The organism is Stenotrophomonas maltophilia group sp. msm4, assembly GCF_032025605.1.
Classification (GTDB): Bacteria; Pseudomonadota; Gammaproteobacteria; order Xanthomonadales; family Xanthomonadaceae; genus Stenotrophomonas; species Stenotrophomonas sepilia.
Window position 1 is genome coordinate 1684565 of the sequence record NZ_JAVSKK010000001.1, and the last position, 14865, is coordinate 1699429.

At 66.7% G+C, this 14865-nt stretch carries 12 protein-coding genes and 2 tRNA genes; 10 read left to right on the forward strand and 4 right to left on the reverse strand.

Annotated features, from left to right (window positions below; translation table 11 throughout):
* Positions 1-85: 85 nt before the first annotated feature.
* The 10 genes from ROV93_RS07955 to pgaD all read left to right on the forward strand — a co-directional run bounded on the left by ROV93_RS07955 (position 86) and on the right by pgaD (position 10772).
* Entirely contained in the window at positions 86-1675 is a 1590-nt protein-coding gene (locus ROV93_RS07955) for a cytochrome ubiquinol oxidase subunit I (protein WP_053501033.1), read from the forward strand.
* A 15-nt stretch (positions 1676-1690) separates the two neighbouring features.
* Entirely contained in the window at positions 1691-2842 is a 1152-nt protein-coding gene (cydB, locus tag ROV93_RS07960) for a cytochrome d ubiquinol oxidase subunit II (protein ID WP_053501030.1), read from the forward strand.
* Positions 2843-2895: 53 nt separating this feature from the next.
* Positions 2896-3012, forward strand: a complete 117-nt coding sequence (cydX, locus tag ROV93_RS07965) for a cytochrome bd-I oxidase subunit CydX (protein ID WP_072168384.1) — start codon at positions 2896-2898, stop codon at positions 3010-3012.
* A 55-nt stretch (positions 3013-3067) separates the two neighbouring features.
* Positions 3068-3144 (forward strand) — tRNA-Pro (locus ROV93_RS07970).
* A 140-nt stretch (positions 3145-3284) separates the two neighbouring features.
* A tRNA-Pro gene (locus tag ROV93_RS07975) sits at positions 3285-3361 on the forward strand.
* A gap of 222 nt (positions 3362-3583) precedes the next feature.
* Positions 3584-4789 (forward strand): MFS transporter, encoded by a 1206-nt coding sequence (locus ROV93_RS07980; protein WP_072168385.1) that lies wholly within the window; start codon positions 3584-3586, stop codon positions 4787-4789.
* Positions 4790-5131: 342 nt separating this feature from the next.
* Complete coding sequence (gene pgaA, locus ROV93_RS07985) at positions 5132-7159, forward strand: poly-beta-1,6 N-acetyl-D-glucosamine export porin PgaA (protein WP_180890820.1); 2028 nt, start codon at positions 5132-5134, stop codon at positions 7157-7159.
* A 1-nt stretch (position 7160) separates the two neighbouring features.
* Complete coding sequence (gene pgaB / locus ROV93_RS07990) at positions 7161-9047, forward strand: poly-beta-1,6-N-acetyl-D-glucosamine N-deacetylase PgaB (RefSeq protein ID WP_072168387.1); 1887 nt, start codon at positions 7161-7163, stop codon at positions 9045-9047.
* A gap of 1 nt (position 9048) precedes the next feature.
* On the forward strand, positions 9049-10305 hold the full coding sequence (gene pgaC, locus ROV93_RS07995; protein ID WP_061478032.1) for a poly-beta-1,6-N-acetyl-D-glucosamine synthase: 1257 nt from the start codon (positions 9049-9051) through the stop codon (positions 10303-10305).
* Positions 10302-10772, forward strand: a complete 471-nt coding sequence (pgaD, locus tag ROV93_RS08000; protein ID WP_072168388.1) for a poly-beta-1,6-N-acetyl-D-glucosamine biosynthesis protein PgaD — start codon at positions 10302-10304, stop codon at positions 10770-10772. The genes pgaC and pgaD overlap by 4 nt, the downstream gene beginning before the upstream one ends.
* A gap of 79 nt (positions 10773-10851) precedes the next feature.
* Here pgaD and ROV93_RS08005 read toward each other — a convergent pair whose 3' ends face one another.
* From ROV93_RS08005 to argH, 4 genes are read right to left on the reverse strand one after another with little or no spacing between them, the layout of a single operon-like run.
* Positions 10852-12123 (reverse strand): glutamate-5-semialdehyde dehydrogenase, encoded by a 1272-nt coding sequence (locus ROV93_RS08005; RefSeq protein WP_072168389.1) that lies wholly within the window; start codon positions 12121-12123, stop codon positions 10852-10854.
* Complete coding sequence (gene proB / locus ROV93_RS08010) at positions 12120-13277, reverse strand: glutamate 5-kinase (RefSeq protein WP_072168390.1); 1158 nt, start codon at positions 13275-13277, stop codon at positions 12120-12122. The genes ROV93_RS08005 and proB overlap by 4 nt, the downstream gene beginning before the upstream one ends.
* 11 nt (positions 13278-13288) lie before the next feature.
* Positions 13289-13552, reverse strand: coding sequence for a YciI family protein (locus tag ROV93_RS08015; RefSeq protein WP_072168391.1), 264 nt, complete (start codon positions 13550-13552; stop codon positions 13289-13291).
* Positions 13552-14847: an argininosuccinate lyase gene (gene argH / locus ROV93_RS08020; protein ID WP_072168392.1), complete on the reverse strand. Its 1296-nt coding sequence runs from the start codon at positions 14845-14847 to the stop codon at positions 13552-13554. The genes ROV93_RS08015 and argH overlap by 1 nt, the downstream gene beginning before the upstream one ends.
* Positions 14848-14865 lie beyond the last annotated feature (18 nt).

Here is a 14865-nt window from a genome sequence, read left to right on the forward strand (position 1 = left end):
TTTGAAGTAGTCGGTCACATCATTCACGTCGTAGACCACCCTTCCCGCCACCTGCAACGGCACTATCCAACGAGGTAGCCAGGCCATGATTGATCAGACAGTCGTAGAACTGTCGCGGCTGCAATTCGCGCTGACCGCGATGTACCACTTCCTATTCGTACCGCTCACCCTCGGCCTGTCCTTCATGGTGGCCATCATGGAGAGCGTGTACGTGATGACCGGCAAGGAGATCTGGCGCAGGATGACCCTGTTCTGGGGCGTCCTGTTCGGCATCAACTTCGCCATGGGCGTCGCCACCGGCATCGTCATGGAATTCCAGTTCGGCATGAACTGGTCCTACTACAGCCACTACGTCGGTGACATCTTCGGTGCGCCGCTGGCGATCGAAGGCCTGATGGCGTTCTTCCTGGAAGCCACCTTCGTCGGCCTGTTCTTCTTCGGCTGGAATCGCCTGACCAAGGTCAAGCACCTGATGGTGACCTGGCTGATGGCGTTGGGCACCAACCTGTCGGCGATCTGGATCCTGGTGGCCAATGGCTGGATGCAGAACCCGACCGGTGCGGTGTTCAACCCGGAAACCATGCGCATGGAAGTGGTCGACTTCATGGCGGTGGTGTTCAACCCGGTGGCGCAGGCCAAGTTCGTGCACACCGTCAGCGCCGGCTACGTGACCGGTGCGGTGTTCGTGATGGCGATCAGTGCCCTGTTCCTGCTGCGCAACAAGCACAAGGACCTGGCCCGTCGTTCGTTCGCGGTGGCCGCAGCGTTCGGCCTGCTGTCATCGCTGTCGGTGGTGGTGCTGGGTGACGAGAGCGGTTACGCCGCCAGTGAACACCAGAAGATGAAGCTGGCCGCGATCGAAGCGATGTGGGAGACCGAGCGTGCGCCGGCCGACTTCACCGCCTTCGGCATCCCGAACCAGGACACCCACCAGAACGACTATGCGGTGAAGATCCCCTACCTGATGGGCCTGATCGCCACCCGTTCGTTGAACCAGCCGATTCCAGGCATCCTGGAACTGGTCGAGCGCGCCGAACACCGCGTGCGCGGCGGCCAGCTCGCCTACGGCGCGCTGGAACGCCTGCGTGCGAACAAGAACGACGTGGAAGCACGCGAGATGTTCGACCGCCACTGGCAGGACCTGGGCCACGGCCTGCTGCTCAAGCGCTATCGCGATGACATCCTCAACGCCACCCCGCAGGAGATCTCGCAGGCGGCGATGGACACGGTGCCGCGCGTGATGCCGCTGTTCTGGACCTTCCGCGTGATGGCCGGCCTGGGCTTCTACCTGATCGCCTTCTTCGCGCTGGCCTTCTACTACTCGTGCCGCAACAACTTCCAGGACAAGCGCTGGTTCCTCAAGCTGGCCCTGTGGACGCTGCCGGCACCGTGGATCGCGATCGAGTGCGGCTGGTTCGTGGCCGAGTATGGTCGCCAGCCGTGGGCGGTCGATGGCGTGCTGCCGACCTTCTATGCGGCATCGGGCCTGGCCCTGCATGAAATCGTGCTGACCCTGGCCGGCTTCACCGCGATCTACACTGCGCTGATCGTGGTCGAGATCAAGCTGATGCTCAAGGCGATCCGCAAGGGTCCGGACGAGTTGCTGCCTTCGCTGCAGTCGCCCCAGCCGCATGCTTCCCACAATGCCTCGGCGCCCGCCGCCGGCCAGGCCTGAGGCAGGAGAACCAAGATGGATTTCATTCTTCTGGACTACACCACGCTGCGCGTGATCTGGTGGCTGCTGCTCGGCATCCTGCTGATCGGTTTCGCCGTGATGGATGGTTTCGACCTGGGCGTGGGCACCCTGCTGCCCTTCGTCGCCCGCACTGATGCCGAACGCCGCCGGGTGATCAACACCATCGGCCCGGTCTGGGAAGGCAACCAGGTGTGGCTGATCCTGGGCGGTGGCGCGATCTTCGCCGCCTGGCCGCCACTGTATGCGGTCAGCTTCTCTGGCTTCTACCTAGCGATGTTCGTGATCCTGTTCGCCCTGATCCTGCGTCCGGTCGGCTTCAAGTTCCGCAGCAAGATGCCCAGCGAACGCTGGCGCAACACCTGGGACTGGGCGCTGTTCATCGGTGGCTTCATTCCCGCACTGATCATGGGCGTGGCCGTGGGCAACGTGTTGTTGGGCGTTCCGTTCCATTTCGATGACAGCATGCGCATCTTCTACACCGGCTCGTTCTTCGGCCTGCTGATGCCCTTCGCGCTGCTGGCCGGCCTGCTCAGCGTGTCGATGCTGGTCGCCCACGGTGCGGCCATGCTGGTGATCAAGACCGACGGCCCGGTGGCCGAGCGTGCGGCCCGCTTCGGCAGCATCGCGGCAATCATCGCCTTCGTGCTGTTCGCAGTGGGTGGCGCCTGGGTGGCCTTCGGCCTGCCGGGTTACCAGATCACCTCGCAGGTGGTTACCGATGGCGCCACCAATCCGCTTCTGAAGACCGCCGAACTCGGCGCCGCCGGTGGCTGGATGCGCAACTACAGCGCGATGCCGGCCACGATCCTGGCCCCGCTGCTCGGCCTGGCGGGCCTGCTGGCCAGTGCGGTGCTGCTGCGTGCCCGTCGTGGTGGCCTGGCCTTCATCGCCTCCGGTGCGGCCATCGCCGGCATCATCCTGACCGTCGGCTTCGCCATCTTCCCGTTCCTGCTGCCGTCCTCGAGCCAGCCCACCTCCAGCCTGACCGTGTGGGATGCCTCGTCCAGCCACCTGACCCTGTGGATCATGCTGCTGGCCACGGCGGTGTTCCTGCCGATCATCCTCGCCTACACCACCTGGGTGTACCGTGTGCTGAAGGGCAAGACCACCACCGAAGAGATGGGCAACAACCCGAACGCCTACTGATTGCCGGTGTGCCGGCCGACGGTCGGCACACCCTTGAACAATGGAGATTGACTATGTGGTACTTCGCCTGGATTCTCGGTGCCGGCCTCGCCTCGACGGTGGCCATCCTCAACGGCATGTGGTTCGAAGCCCGCGAGCAGAACCGCATCGAGAACGGAAATCGTCGCTGAGCTGTAAAAAAGCCTTGCCGCCCTGGCCTTCACACGGTATCTTAGGCGGCTCCTTCGGGGTGTAGCTCAGTCTGGTAGAGCGCTACGTTCGGGACGTAGAGGTCGCAGGTTCGAATCCTGTCTCCCCGACCACTCACGTGGTCGCATTGAAGCCTGGTGAAGTCATCCAGGCTTTTTTGTTCCCTGAGGTGGCACTGCTTCGGCGGTGTGAAGAAAACAGCATTCACCCCTTGCCGCCATCGGGGTGAATCGCTAGAATAGGCGGCTCCCTTCGGGGTGTAGCTCAGTCTGGTAGAGCGCTACGTTCGGGACGTAGAGGTCGCAGGTTCGAATCCTGTCTCCCCGACCACTTCGGTGGTCACCAAGAAGCCTGGAAGACATCACTGTCCTCCGGGTTTTTTTGTACCCCGCGCCAGGCCGCCCGCATGACGGGACCTTGCCGGAGCGCACACGTACAATGGCCGCGCTGCCGGCCCACCTGCAGCCCCCACCCCCACCTGCCGCTTCGGCGTAGACCGATGCCGGCGCTGCATGCCGTTGCTGCGGCGTGCGACACCTGCAAGGACCATCGATGAGTTCCTCCACTTCCGATTCGCCGTCGCTGCTGCACGGTCGCGTCCTCGCGTTTGCCGCGATCCTGCTGGCAGCAGTCAACCTGCGCACTGCGGTCACCTCGATCACCCCGCTGCTGGACGTGCTCGGCCAGCAGTTCGGCTTCGGCACCACCATGACCGGCGTGCTGGGCATGCTGCCGACCGCCTCGTTCGCGCTGTTCGGCGTGGCCACGCCGGCACTGGCGCGGCGCCTGGGCCTGGAACGCACCACACTGCTGGCGATGGCGATGGCGATGGCCGGCCTGCTGCTGCGCTCCAGCGCCGGCAACGTCGGCACGCTGCTGCTGGGCTCGGTAATCGCGCTGGCCGGCATGGGCATCGGCAACGTGGTGGTGCCGCCGCTGGTGAAGCGTTACTTCGCCAACAAGGTCGGCACCATGAGCACGCTCTACATCAGCGTGCTGCAGCTGGGCACGATGCTGCCGGCGCTACTGGCAGTACCGATGGCCAACGCTGCAGGCTGGCGCGTGTCGCTGGGCATGTGGGCGCTGCTTGCACTGGCCGCCGCGCTGCCGTGGCTGCTGCTGGCCAGGCGCGCACCGAAGCCGCTGGCCGACGCCGCCGATCCCACCGCGCAGCCGCACGGCAAGGTCTGGCGCACGTCGCTGGGCTGGAGCATGACGCTGATGTTCGGCATGACCTCGCTGATGACCTATTCGATGTTCACCTGGCTGCCGCGCATCGTGGTCGAGGCCGGTGGCACGCCCGCGTTCGGCGGCGTGATGGTGGCCGTGTTCTCGGCACTGGGCCTGCTGCCGTCACTGGTCATTCCGTCGATGGCGGTACGCATGCAGAACCCGTTCCCGCTGGTGCTGATCGGCTTCTTCTCGTTCGTGATCGCCTTCACCGGGCTGCTGCTGGCGCCGATGAAGGCGCCCCTGCTGTGGGCCTGCCTGCTCGGCGTCGGCCCGTCCACCTTCCCGCTGGCGCTGACCCTGATCAACCTGCGCACCCGCACCCCGGCCGGCTCGGCCGCGCTGTCGGGCTTCATGCAGGGCGTGGGCTACAGCTTCAGCTGCCTGGGCCCGTTCCTGGTCGGCTGGCTGCATACCGTCAGCAATGGCTGGACGCTCCCGTTCAGCTTCCTGTTCGGCTGCGCCACCCTGATGCTGTGCGCTTCGTGGGTCGCCTGCAAGCCCCGCAAGCTGGAAGATCTCTGGTAGCCCGGCCGGGGCCGCCAGACGGCCCCGCCTACCGCTCGTCAGACACCGGGCAATCTTGACGCCGGACTGACAATTGCGGGCGGATAGTGCCCACGAATGCCCTTCCTTGCCGCGTGCCGGCATCGGGCATGGGGGCGGCGGCGCCGCCCAGGCCACCACTCGGTGTGCGGGGGACTCTCGTTTCAGACAAGACATTGCAGGTCGCTGTCCGGGTTGTATCCGTCTTCAATGGGCGGGAATGCACGAAGGGAGTGACGCAGGCCACGGCCACGCCAAATACTGGCATGTGATTTGCGTCACATTTTCACAGGTTGTCTGGTTCGGAAGCCAAGGGGGTCCCCAATGGTCGTCCACCGCCGGCTGGCGCTCTGCGTCGGCCTCGCATGCACCGCTCTGGCCTGGGCCAGCGGCGCGGCTCCGACCGACCGCGACGCGGCCCTGGCCGAGATCGGCCGCTACCGCGACCAGGCCCGTTGGCTGGATGCGCTCGGCGCAATCGAGCGCGCCAGCCAGCAGCAGCCCAACGACGATCTGCTGTTCAAGCTGCGCGTGCTGACCCTGGGCGACATCGGCAATGCCTGGCGCGCCTGGGAGCTGTACCAGCAGCGGCCGCAGCTGTTCGACGACGCCCAGAAGCAGCGCCTGGAAGGCGACTACCTGGCCAAACTCGTGGTCTGGAGCCTGGCCTACAGCAGCAGCGAGGACAGCCGCCTGGAAGAAGCCGAGTCGACCCTGGCGCGCATGCAGCGCTACGTTGGCGGCGAAGGCACCCCACCCTCGCAGGCGCCACTGCGCATCCGCATGGACCGGCTGATCCTGCTCAACCGGCTGGGCCGCCATGTACAGGTGCGTGAGGAAGCACGAGCCCTGCAGGCCGAAGGCCACACCCTGCCCGACTACGTGCTGCCTGCCGTGGGCGATTCGTTGATGGGCACCCTGCACCCGGAAGAAGCCATTCCGGTACTGCAGGCGGCCGTCGCTGGCGATCCGGCGCGCGACGCCTCGCATTCGGAACTGGCCTACGCCTACCTGGAAAGCGAGCAGCAGGAAAAGGCGATCGACCTGCTGCAGGCATGGCGCGACAAGGAGCCGGCGTGGCGCTGGAGCAATGGCAAATCACCGTACGTGAACTGGTCACGCTACGAGGCCGATCTCAACCTGGCAATGGTGCGCGCTTACAGCGGCGACCTGGTCACTGCGCAGCACGATCTGGAGTCGATGGTGGACATCGCAGCCGGCAACGGAGGCCTGCAGAGTGCGCTGGGCAGCGTCTACATGATGCGCGGCTGGCCACGCAGGGCACTGCAGCGACAGCAGATGGCACACGCGCTGGACCCGCGTGACATCGAACCGCGGCTGGGCATGGAAGAGGCCTACGTCGCCCTGCAGCGCGACGACCTGGCGCGGCCGCTGCACGATGACCTGGTCGCACGCTATCCCACCCAACCGGCCGTCGAACGCATGGACCAGGCCTGGCGTGCGCATCGCGGCTGGCAGCTGAAGGCATGGACCGACATCGGCCGCAGCTCCGGTGGCGGTGGCACCTCGCCACTGGGCAACAACGATCGCCACTACGGTGTGGAAGTGGAGACACCGATCCTTGATGACCGCTGGCGGTTGTTCGCCCTGGCCGACCGGCGCTCGACCGATTTCCAGGACCAGCGCATCGATCCCCTGTGGCTGGGTGCGGGCGTGCGCTACCGCTTCGGGCAGCTGGATGCGGAAGCGGCCGTCCTGCGCGCCAACGACCACATCGGCGATACCGGCCTGCGGGCCGGCGTCGGCTGGCAGTTCAACGATTACTGGCACGCCGGCCTGGTGGCTGCGCGCAATGATCCAGAAGCCTCGATGCAGGCGCGCGCGGCCGGCATCACCGCCGACAGCATGAGCGCACAGGTGGACTACCGGCGCAGCGAGCTCACCCACTGGACGTTCGGCGCCAGCCGCTTCCGCTATGACGATGGCAACCACCGCGAACTGTTCAGCACCCGCCTTGAACAGCGCCTGCTGACCCGCCCGCGCTGGCTGATCGATGGCCTCGCCAGTGCCTACACCAGTCGTGGCAGCCGCGACGATGCGCCCTACTTCAACCCGAAGCGCGACCGCATGGTCGAGATCGGGCTGCGCATCGACCAGCAGCTGTGGCGGCACTACGAACGCCACTTCCGCCACCGGCTGACGGTCTCGCTGGGCGACTACTGGCAGGACGGCTTCGGCAGTGCGCTGGTGCCGTCGGTGTCGTACATGCACGAATGGCAGCTGGGCCCGGGCCGCTTGTTCGAGTACGGCGTGCGCTGGTCGCGGCCGGTCTACGACGGCCACCGCGAGCGTCATATCGGCTTCGAAGCCGCACTGCGCTGGGGAGACTGACATGGCCTGCTTCCTGCGACTGATCGTGCTCCTGCTGCTGGCCATCACGCCACCGGCCTTGGCGCAGCAGGCCGCGCATCTCGATGCGATCGACAATGGCCTGCTGATCCTCAGCTACCACGACATCCGCGACCAGGTCGCGGCCAAGGGCGATGCCGATACCTATGCGGTGAGCACGCAGAACTTTGCCGCACACCTGGACTGGCTGGGCGCGCATGGCTATCACCCGGTCTCGCTGTCGCAGGTGATCGATGCCTCGCAGGGGCGGGCCACGCTGCCGCCCAAGCCTGTGCTGCTGACCTTCGATGACGGCCTGCGCAGCGTCTACGACAAGGCCTTCCCATTGCTGCAGGCCTACCGCTACCCGGCGCTGGTGGCGGTGATCACCGACTACGTGGACATGGCTCCGGGCCGCACCATCGACTACGGCTACCGGCCGTTCGGCCGCGATGACTTCGTCACCTGGGCGCAGCTGAAGCAGATGCACGACAGCGGCCTGATCGAAGTGGCCAGCCACACCGACGACCTGCACCACGGCGTGCTCGCCAATCCACAGGGCAATTCAACGCCCGCCGTGGTCACCCGCATCTACAGCCCGGCCACGCACAGGTACGAGACTGAAACGCAGTATGAGCAGCGCCTGCGCGCCGATCTCTCGCGCAGCGTGCAGCGCATCAAGCAGCACCTGGGCGTGCGCCCGCGCGCCATCGTCTGGCCATACGCCGCCTACAACCAGTTGAGCAACGACATCGCCGAACAGCTGGGCATGCCGGTGTCCTTCGATCTGGAGGGCCGCAGCACGCCGGTGGCCAGCGACCTGCATGGTCTGGCGCGCTTCCTGGTCAGCGACAACCCGACCGTGGAAGGGCTGGCCTACGAACTGCGCCGCGATGTCGCGCTCGATGGCATCCGTGCCCTGCAGATCGACCTGGATGATGTCTACGACGCAGACCCGACGCAGCAGGCACGCAACCTCGATGCGCTGGTCGAACGGGTCAAGCGCATCGCGCCGACGCACGTCTACCTGCAGGCATTCGCCGATCCGGACGGCAACAACACTGCCGATGCGCTGTACTTCCCCAACCGTCACATGCCGATGCGGGCGGACCTGTTCAGCCGCGTCGCCTGGCAACTGAAATCCCGCGCCGGCGTGAAGGTCTACGCATGGCTGCCGGTGCTTGGCTTCGAGCTGCCCGACCTGGCGCAGCGCAAGGCGCTGGCGATCCGCAACGGCGATCCCGATGGCATGTACCGGTTGGACTTCACCAACCCGAAGGCCCGCCAGATCATGCTCGACATCTACGAGGACCTGGCGGTCAATTCCTACTTTGAAGGCCTGCTGTTCCATGACGACGGCTACCTGCGCGACACCGAGCTGCCGACACTGGCAGCCGGGGGCGATGGCAGCGCGCGCACGCAGGCGCTGATCAGCTTCACCCTGGCGCTGCGCGACAGCGCGCAACGCTGGCGCCCGAAACTGGCCACCGTGCGCAACCTGTACGCTGAGCCGGTGCTCCGCCCGCAGAGCGAGGCCTGGTTCGCGCAGCGCCTGGACCTGTTCAACAAGGCCTATGACCAGACCGCGCTGATGGCGATGCCGTGGATGGAAGGCAGCCAGCACCCCGAGCGCTGGCTGGACCAGCTGCTGGCCGCAGTACGCGCACATGACCCGCAGCTGCAGCACACCCTGTTCGAGCTGCAGACCGTCGATTGGCGCAACGGGCAACCGATTCCCGCCGAGCGCCTGCGCGCACAGATCCGCCAGTTGCAGGCGCAGGGCGTGCACCACTTCGCCTGGTACCCGGACGACTTCATCGCCGACCAGCCCTCCACCCGCGATGCCCGCGCGGCGATGTCCGCCGGCACCTTCCCGTACCCGGAGAAGTGACATGGACATGCATCCGCTGCTGCAGGTCCTGTTCCAGTTCGCCTTCTACTACCCGATGGTGATGGCGTTCTTCTGGATGTCCGGCGGCCTCTACTACTACTACCGGCGCGAACGCCACTCGCGGCCGCGCAACGACCCTCCATTGATGGTCGATCCGCCCTTCGCGAGCCTGCTGGTGCCCTGCCACAACGAGGCAGAGAACCTGGATGACACACTCACTGCGGCGCTGGCCCAGCGTTACCCCGCCGACTACGAAGTGATCGCCATCGATGATGGCAGCAGCGATGACACCGGCGCGCGGCTGGATGTGCTGGCGGCAAGGCACCCGCGGCTGCGCGTATTGCACCTGGACCGTAACCTGGGCAAGGCCAATGCGCTGCGCATGGGCGCACTGGCCGCTCGCTCGGAGTACCTGGTGTGCATCGACGGCGATGCAATGCTGGAGGAACATGCGCTGCACTGGATGGTCTGGCACCTGGTCAGCGGCAACCGGGTCGGTGCGGTCACCGGCAACCCGCGCATCCGCAACCGCTCCACCCTGCTCGGGCGCCTGCAGGTGGCCGAGTTTTCCTCGATCATCGGCATGATCAAGCGCGCGCAGCGCGTATACGGGCGCATCTTCACCATCTCCGGGGTGATCGCCGGCTTCCGCCGTACCGCCCTGCACCAGGTGGGCTGGTGGTCGGATGACATGGTGACCGAGGACATCGACATCAGCTGGCGCCTGCAGCGCGCGCACTGGGACATCCGCTACGAACCCAATGCGCTGTGCTTCATCCTGATGCCGGAGACCCTCAAGGGCCTGTGGCGGCAGCGCCTGCGCTGGGCCCAGGGCGGCGTGGAGGTGATGCTGCGTCACGCGCGCTCGCTGCTGCACTGGAAAGAGCGACGCATGTGGGGCGTGCTGCTGGAATACGTGCTGAGCGTGATCTGGGCCTACACCATGTTGTTCATCGTGCTGCTGTGGGCACTGGGCAAGTTCATCGAGCTGCCGCCGCAGCTGCATATCGCCAGCCTGCTGCCGCAGTGGCATGGCGTGATCCTGGCGCTGGTCTGCCTGCTGCAGTTCGCCAGCAGCCTGATCATCGACCGGCGTTACGAAACACAGATTGGACGCAACTATTTCTGGGTCATCTGGTACCCGATGGCGTACTGGCTGATCAGCCTTTCCACCACCCTGGTGGCGCTGCCGAAGACACTGCTGCGCCGTCGCAGCAAGCGCGCCACCTGGACCAGCCCTGACCGGGGGATCCGATGAACGCGCAACGCCCCTCCAACCGCTTCGACTCACGGATGATCCGCAAGCCACACCGCCAGCCGCGCTTCCAGCGCACCGCCTGGGGATTCGTCACCCTGGCGTTCTGGGGCTTCTACTTCTACCTGTGGGCGCCCCTGGTGACACTGTTCTCGTGGTTGGTTGGCGGCCAGCTGGCCTGGCAGCAGTTGTACGAACGGCAAAGCCAGTTCGATCCCTACGTGCTGGTGGCATTGCCGCTGATGCTGTTGTGCGCCAGCGTGCTGCTGATCGGTTGGGCCGAGTACAACCGTGCCCGCTTCCGTGGCCGCGAGCGCCGCCTGCCGCGGCCACTGGCCAGCCTCAACGAAGTAGCCGCCGATCTGGGTGCCAGCACCGGCCTGGCCGAACGCCTGATGAGCTGCAAGGCCGCCACGCTGCACATGGATGATCACGCACGCCCGGTCGGCATCCGCCGCGAGGTGGTGTAGCCCGACAGCCCGGTGGATGCCGGCCTTGGTCGGCACCGGGGTCTGCCGCGAAGAACATCCACGCATGGCGTGGATCCACTTATGTGCGCGTCTGCCCTTCGCCACGCACCACGAAACGTTCGACAGTGAGCGCTTCCAGACCCATCGGGCCATAGGCATGCAGGCGCGTGGTGGAAATGCCGATTTCGCTGCCCAGGCCCAGCTGGCCACCATCGGAGAAGCGCGATGAGGCATTGACCATCACCACCGCCGAGCGCAGCGCAGTAACGAAACGCTCGGCATGGCCGGCGTCTGCGGTCGCGATCACTTCGGTGTGATCGGAGGTATAGCGGCGGATGTGCGCGATGGCCGCATCGAGGTCGTCCACCACGCGCACGGCCAGCACAAGGTCGAGGAACTCGGCGGCGTAGTCCTCCTCGGTCGCCGCCGTGCTGCCCGGCAGCAGCGGCTGCGACTGCGCATCGGCGCGCAGCTGCACGCCACGCTGGCCGAGCGCCTGCGCCACGCGCGGCAGGAAGGAATCGGCTACGTCACGGTGTACCAGCAGTGTCTCCAGCGAATTGCAGGCGGCTGGCCGGCTGCACTTGCCATCCACCAGCAGGTCGATGGCCTTGCCCAGGTCGGCGCTGGCATCCACGAACAGATGACAGACACCCTTATAGTGCTTGATCACCGGCACCCGCGCATGCTCGGCAACGAAACGGATCAGGCCTTCGCCACCGCGCGGAATCGCCAGGTCGATCAGCTCATGCAGCTGCAGCAGTTCCAGCATCGCCTCGCGGCGCAGGTCAGTCAGCACGGTCACGGCGGCCGGCGGTACCCCGTTGGCCTTCAACGCACCGGCGAGTGCCTGCGCGATCGCGGTGTTGGAGTGAATTGCCTCGGAACCACCGCGCAGGATCACGCCGTTACCCGCCTTCAGGCACAGCGCCGCGGCTTCGGCGGTCACGTTCGGGCGCGCCTCGTAGATCATCGCGATCACGCCCAGCGGCACGCGCACCTTCTGCACGCGGATGCCGTTCGGGCGCACGTCATCGCGGGTGACCTCGCCGACAGGATCTGGCAATCCAGCCACTTCGCGCACGGCTTCGGCCATCGCGAACAGGCGCGGCGGGTCCAGTGCCAGACGATCGAGCATGGCGCTGCCCACGCCCTTCTCGCGCGCGGCGGCGAGGTCACGTGCATTGCCGGCCAGGATCAACCCTGCATTCACTTCCAGCGCCTGCGCCATCGCCAGCAGCAGCGTGCGTCGTGCCGCACTGTCCAGGCCGGCAACGATCTGCGCCGCATCACGGCAGGCACGCGCCTGCGCTTCGATCTCGCTCATCGGTGTGTCCTTCAATCCGGTCATGGCAGCACCAGGTCGTCGCGATGGACGACGCTGCCGCCGTAGTTGTAGCCGAGCACGGCCTGGATGTCGCGCGAATGGTGGCCGGCAATCCGGCGTACGTCGTCGGCAGCATACTGGCTGACGCCACGGGCCACGCAGACACGGCCCTGCGGCGCGTTCCAGCACACCTGTACCATATCGCCGCGGCGGAACACGCCCTCTGCACCGGTGATGCCACCGGGCAGCAGCGAGGCGCCCTTCTCGCGCATCGCCTGTGCCGCACCGGCATCGATGACGATCACGCCCTCGGCCAGCGGTGCATGCCGCAGCCAGTGCTTGCGGGCGGCCTCGCGGCTGCGTGCGGCATGGATGCGGGTGCCGAACAGGCGGTCCTGCGCCAGCGCGCGCACCACGTCACCGCTGCGGCCATTGAACAGATAGGTTTCGATGCCCAGGCGCCCGGCCTTCGCCGCCGCCTCCAGCTTGGTGCGCATGCCGCCGGTACCGGCGCGCGAGCCGGCGCCGCCCGCCATCGCCAGCACCTCGTGACCCAGCTCCGGCACGTCGTGCAACGGCCGCGCATCGGCCACGGTGCGCGGGTCGGCGCTGTACAGGCCATCGATGTCGGTGGCGATGAACAGCGCATCGGCGTCGACCAGCGCCGCCACGGTGGCAGCCAGGTTGTCGTTGTCGCCGAGCTTGAGCTCATCCACCGACACGGTGTCGTTCTCGTTGACCACCGGCAATGCGCCCAGGCGCAACAGTTCACTCAACGTGGCGCGTGCATTGAGGTAGCGGCGGCGGTTGCGCAGGTCGTCGTGGGTCAGCAGCACCTGCGCCACCGGGCGCTCGAAGAAGCGCTGCCAGAGCCCGATCAGCTGTGCCTGGCCGAGCGCGGCCAGGGCCTGCCTCGCCGCCATCGCCGCGCCAGGCTCATCGGCCCGAGGCAGGATTGCGCGCCCGGCAGCGACCGCGCCGGAAGACACGATCACCACCTCGCGCCCGGCCAGGACATTGGCTGAGACGAACTGCGCCAGGCCCAGCGCGTGGCGTGGCGACAGGCCGCCGCCATCGGCTGCCAGCAGACTGCTGCCAACCTTGAGCACCGCACGCCGCCACGGCGGCAGCGCTTGTTCGGGGAACGGCGAGGCGACATGGGCAGCGTGCTGGATCATCGGTCAGGCTCTCAGCGGGTGTTCCATTCGTGCACGGTCAGGTCGGAGGCCTGCATCGTCACCAGCGGATCGGTGGCGACGATGGCCTGCGCCTGCGCCAGGCTGTCCACGTTGCACAGCACGTAGGCGCCACCGCTGCCATCGGCGAAGCCACCGGTCAGCTGCAGCTTGCCCTGCGCCTGCAACGCATCGAGGAAATCGCGATGCGGCTGCACCGCTGCATCGTTGAAGTCCGACCGGCGCATGGCCAACACCAGGTAGACCGTGCCCGCCATCAGGACAGCGCCTGCCAGCGCGCGCGCAGTTCGTCCAGGCGCAGGTCAGCGGCCGAGCCCGGCGATACACGCGCAGCCAGGCTGCCTTCCGGCGTGCGTCCCTGCCCTGCGCTGTCGGCACCGGCCGCAGCCGCCTTGTAGGCCTCGCGGAACGGCACACCGGCCACGGCCGCTTCCACCGCCACGTCGGTGGCATACATGCCCGAATCGATCGCCGCACGCAGCCTGTCGTCGCGCCATTCCAGGTTGGCCAGCAGCGCCGGCAGCAGCTCCAGCGCGGCCAGGCCACGGCCGAAGCCGTGGAAGATGGCACCCTTGGACGACTGCAGGTCGCGATGGTAGCCGGACGGCAGCGACAGCAGCTGCTCGATCTCGGTGCGCGCAGCGGCGACGCTGGCGTGGGTGGCGCGCATCAGCTCGATCACATCCGGATTGCGCTTGTTGGGCATGATCGAACTGCCGGTGGTGTACTGCGCCGGCAGCGCGACGAAGCCGAACTCGGCGCTGGTGAACAGCGACAGGTCCCACGCAATGCGGCGCAGGTCCAGCGTGGCGCCACCGAGCGCTTCCAGCGCGGCCAGCTCGAACTTGCCGCGCGACAGCTGCGCGTAGATCGGCGAGACCTGCATGCGCGCGAAGCCCAGCGCGGCGGTGGTGTGCTCGCGGTCCAGCGGCAGGTTCACGCCGTAGCCGGCGGCGGTGCCGAGCGGATTGGCATCGACCAGTGCATGGGTGTCACGGGCGCGGATGGCGTTGTCGATGAAGGCCTCGGCCCAGCCCGCCCACCACATGCCGGCCGAGGACACCACGGCACGCTGGATGTGGGTATAACCGGGAATCGGCAGGTCCTTCTCGGCCTGCGCGCGGTCCAGCGCGACCTTTGCCACTTCGGTGCTGAGCTGGGCAACGCGCTGCAGCTTCTCCTTCAGCCACAGGCGCGTGGCGACCAGGATCTGGTCGTTGCGGCTGCGGCCGGTGTGGATCTTGCGACCCGCATCACCAAGGCGTTCGGTCAGGCGCGCTTCGATCGCCGAGTGGCCATCCTCGTACTGCGTATCCAGCACGAAGCGGCCTTCGCGGAAGTCCTGCGCCAGGATCTCCAGTTCGCGCAGAAGTCCGGCAAGCTCATCGGCACTGAGGATGCCGATGTGCTGCAGGCCCTGCGCATGCGCGGCGCTGGCAGCGATGTCATGCAGGAAGAACTCGCGGTCGAGGATCACGTCGTCGCCGGCGAGGAAGGACTGGATCTGGGCGTCGACAGCGACGCCGGGCTTCTGCCAAAGAAGGTCTGCCATGGGGGCTCCGGAAGGCGT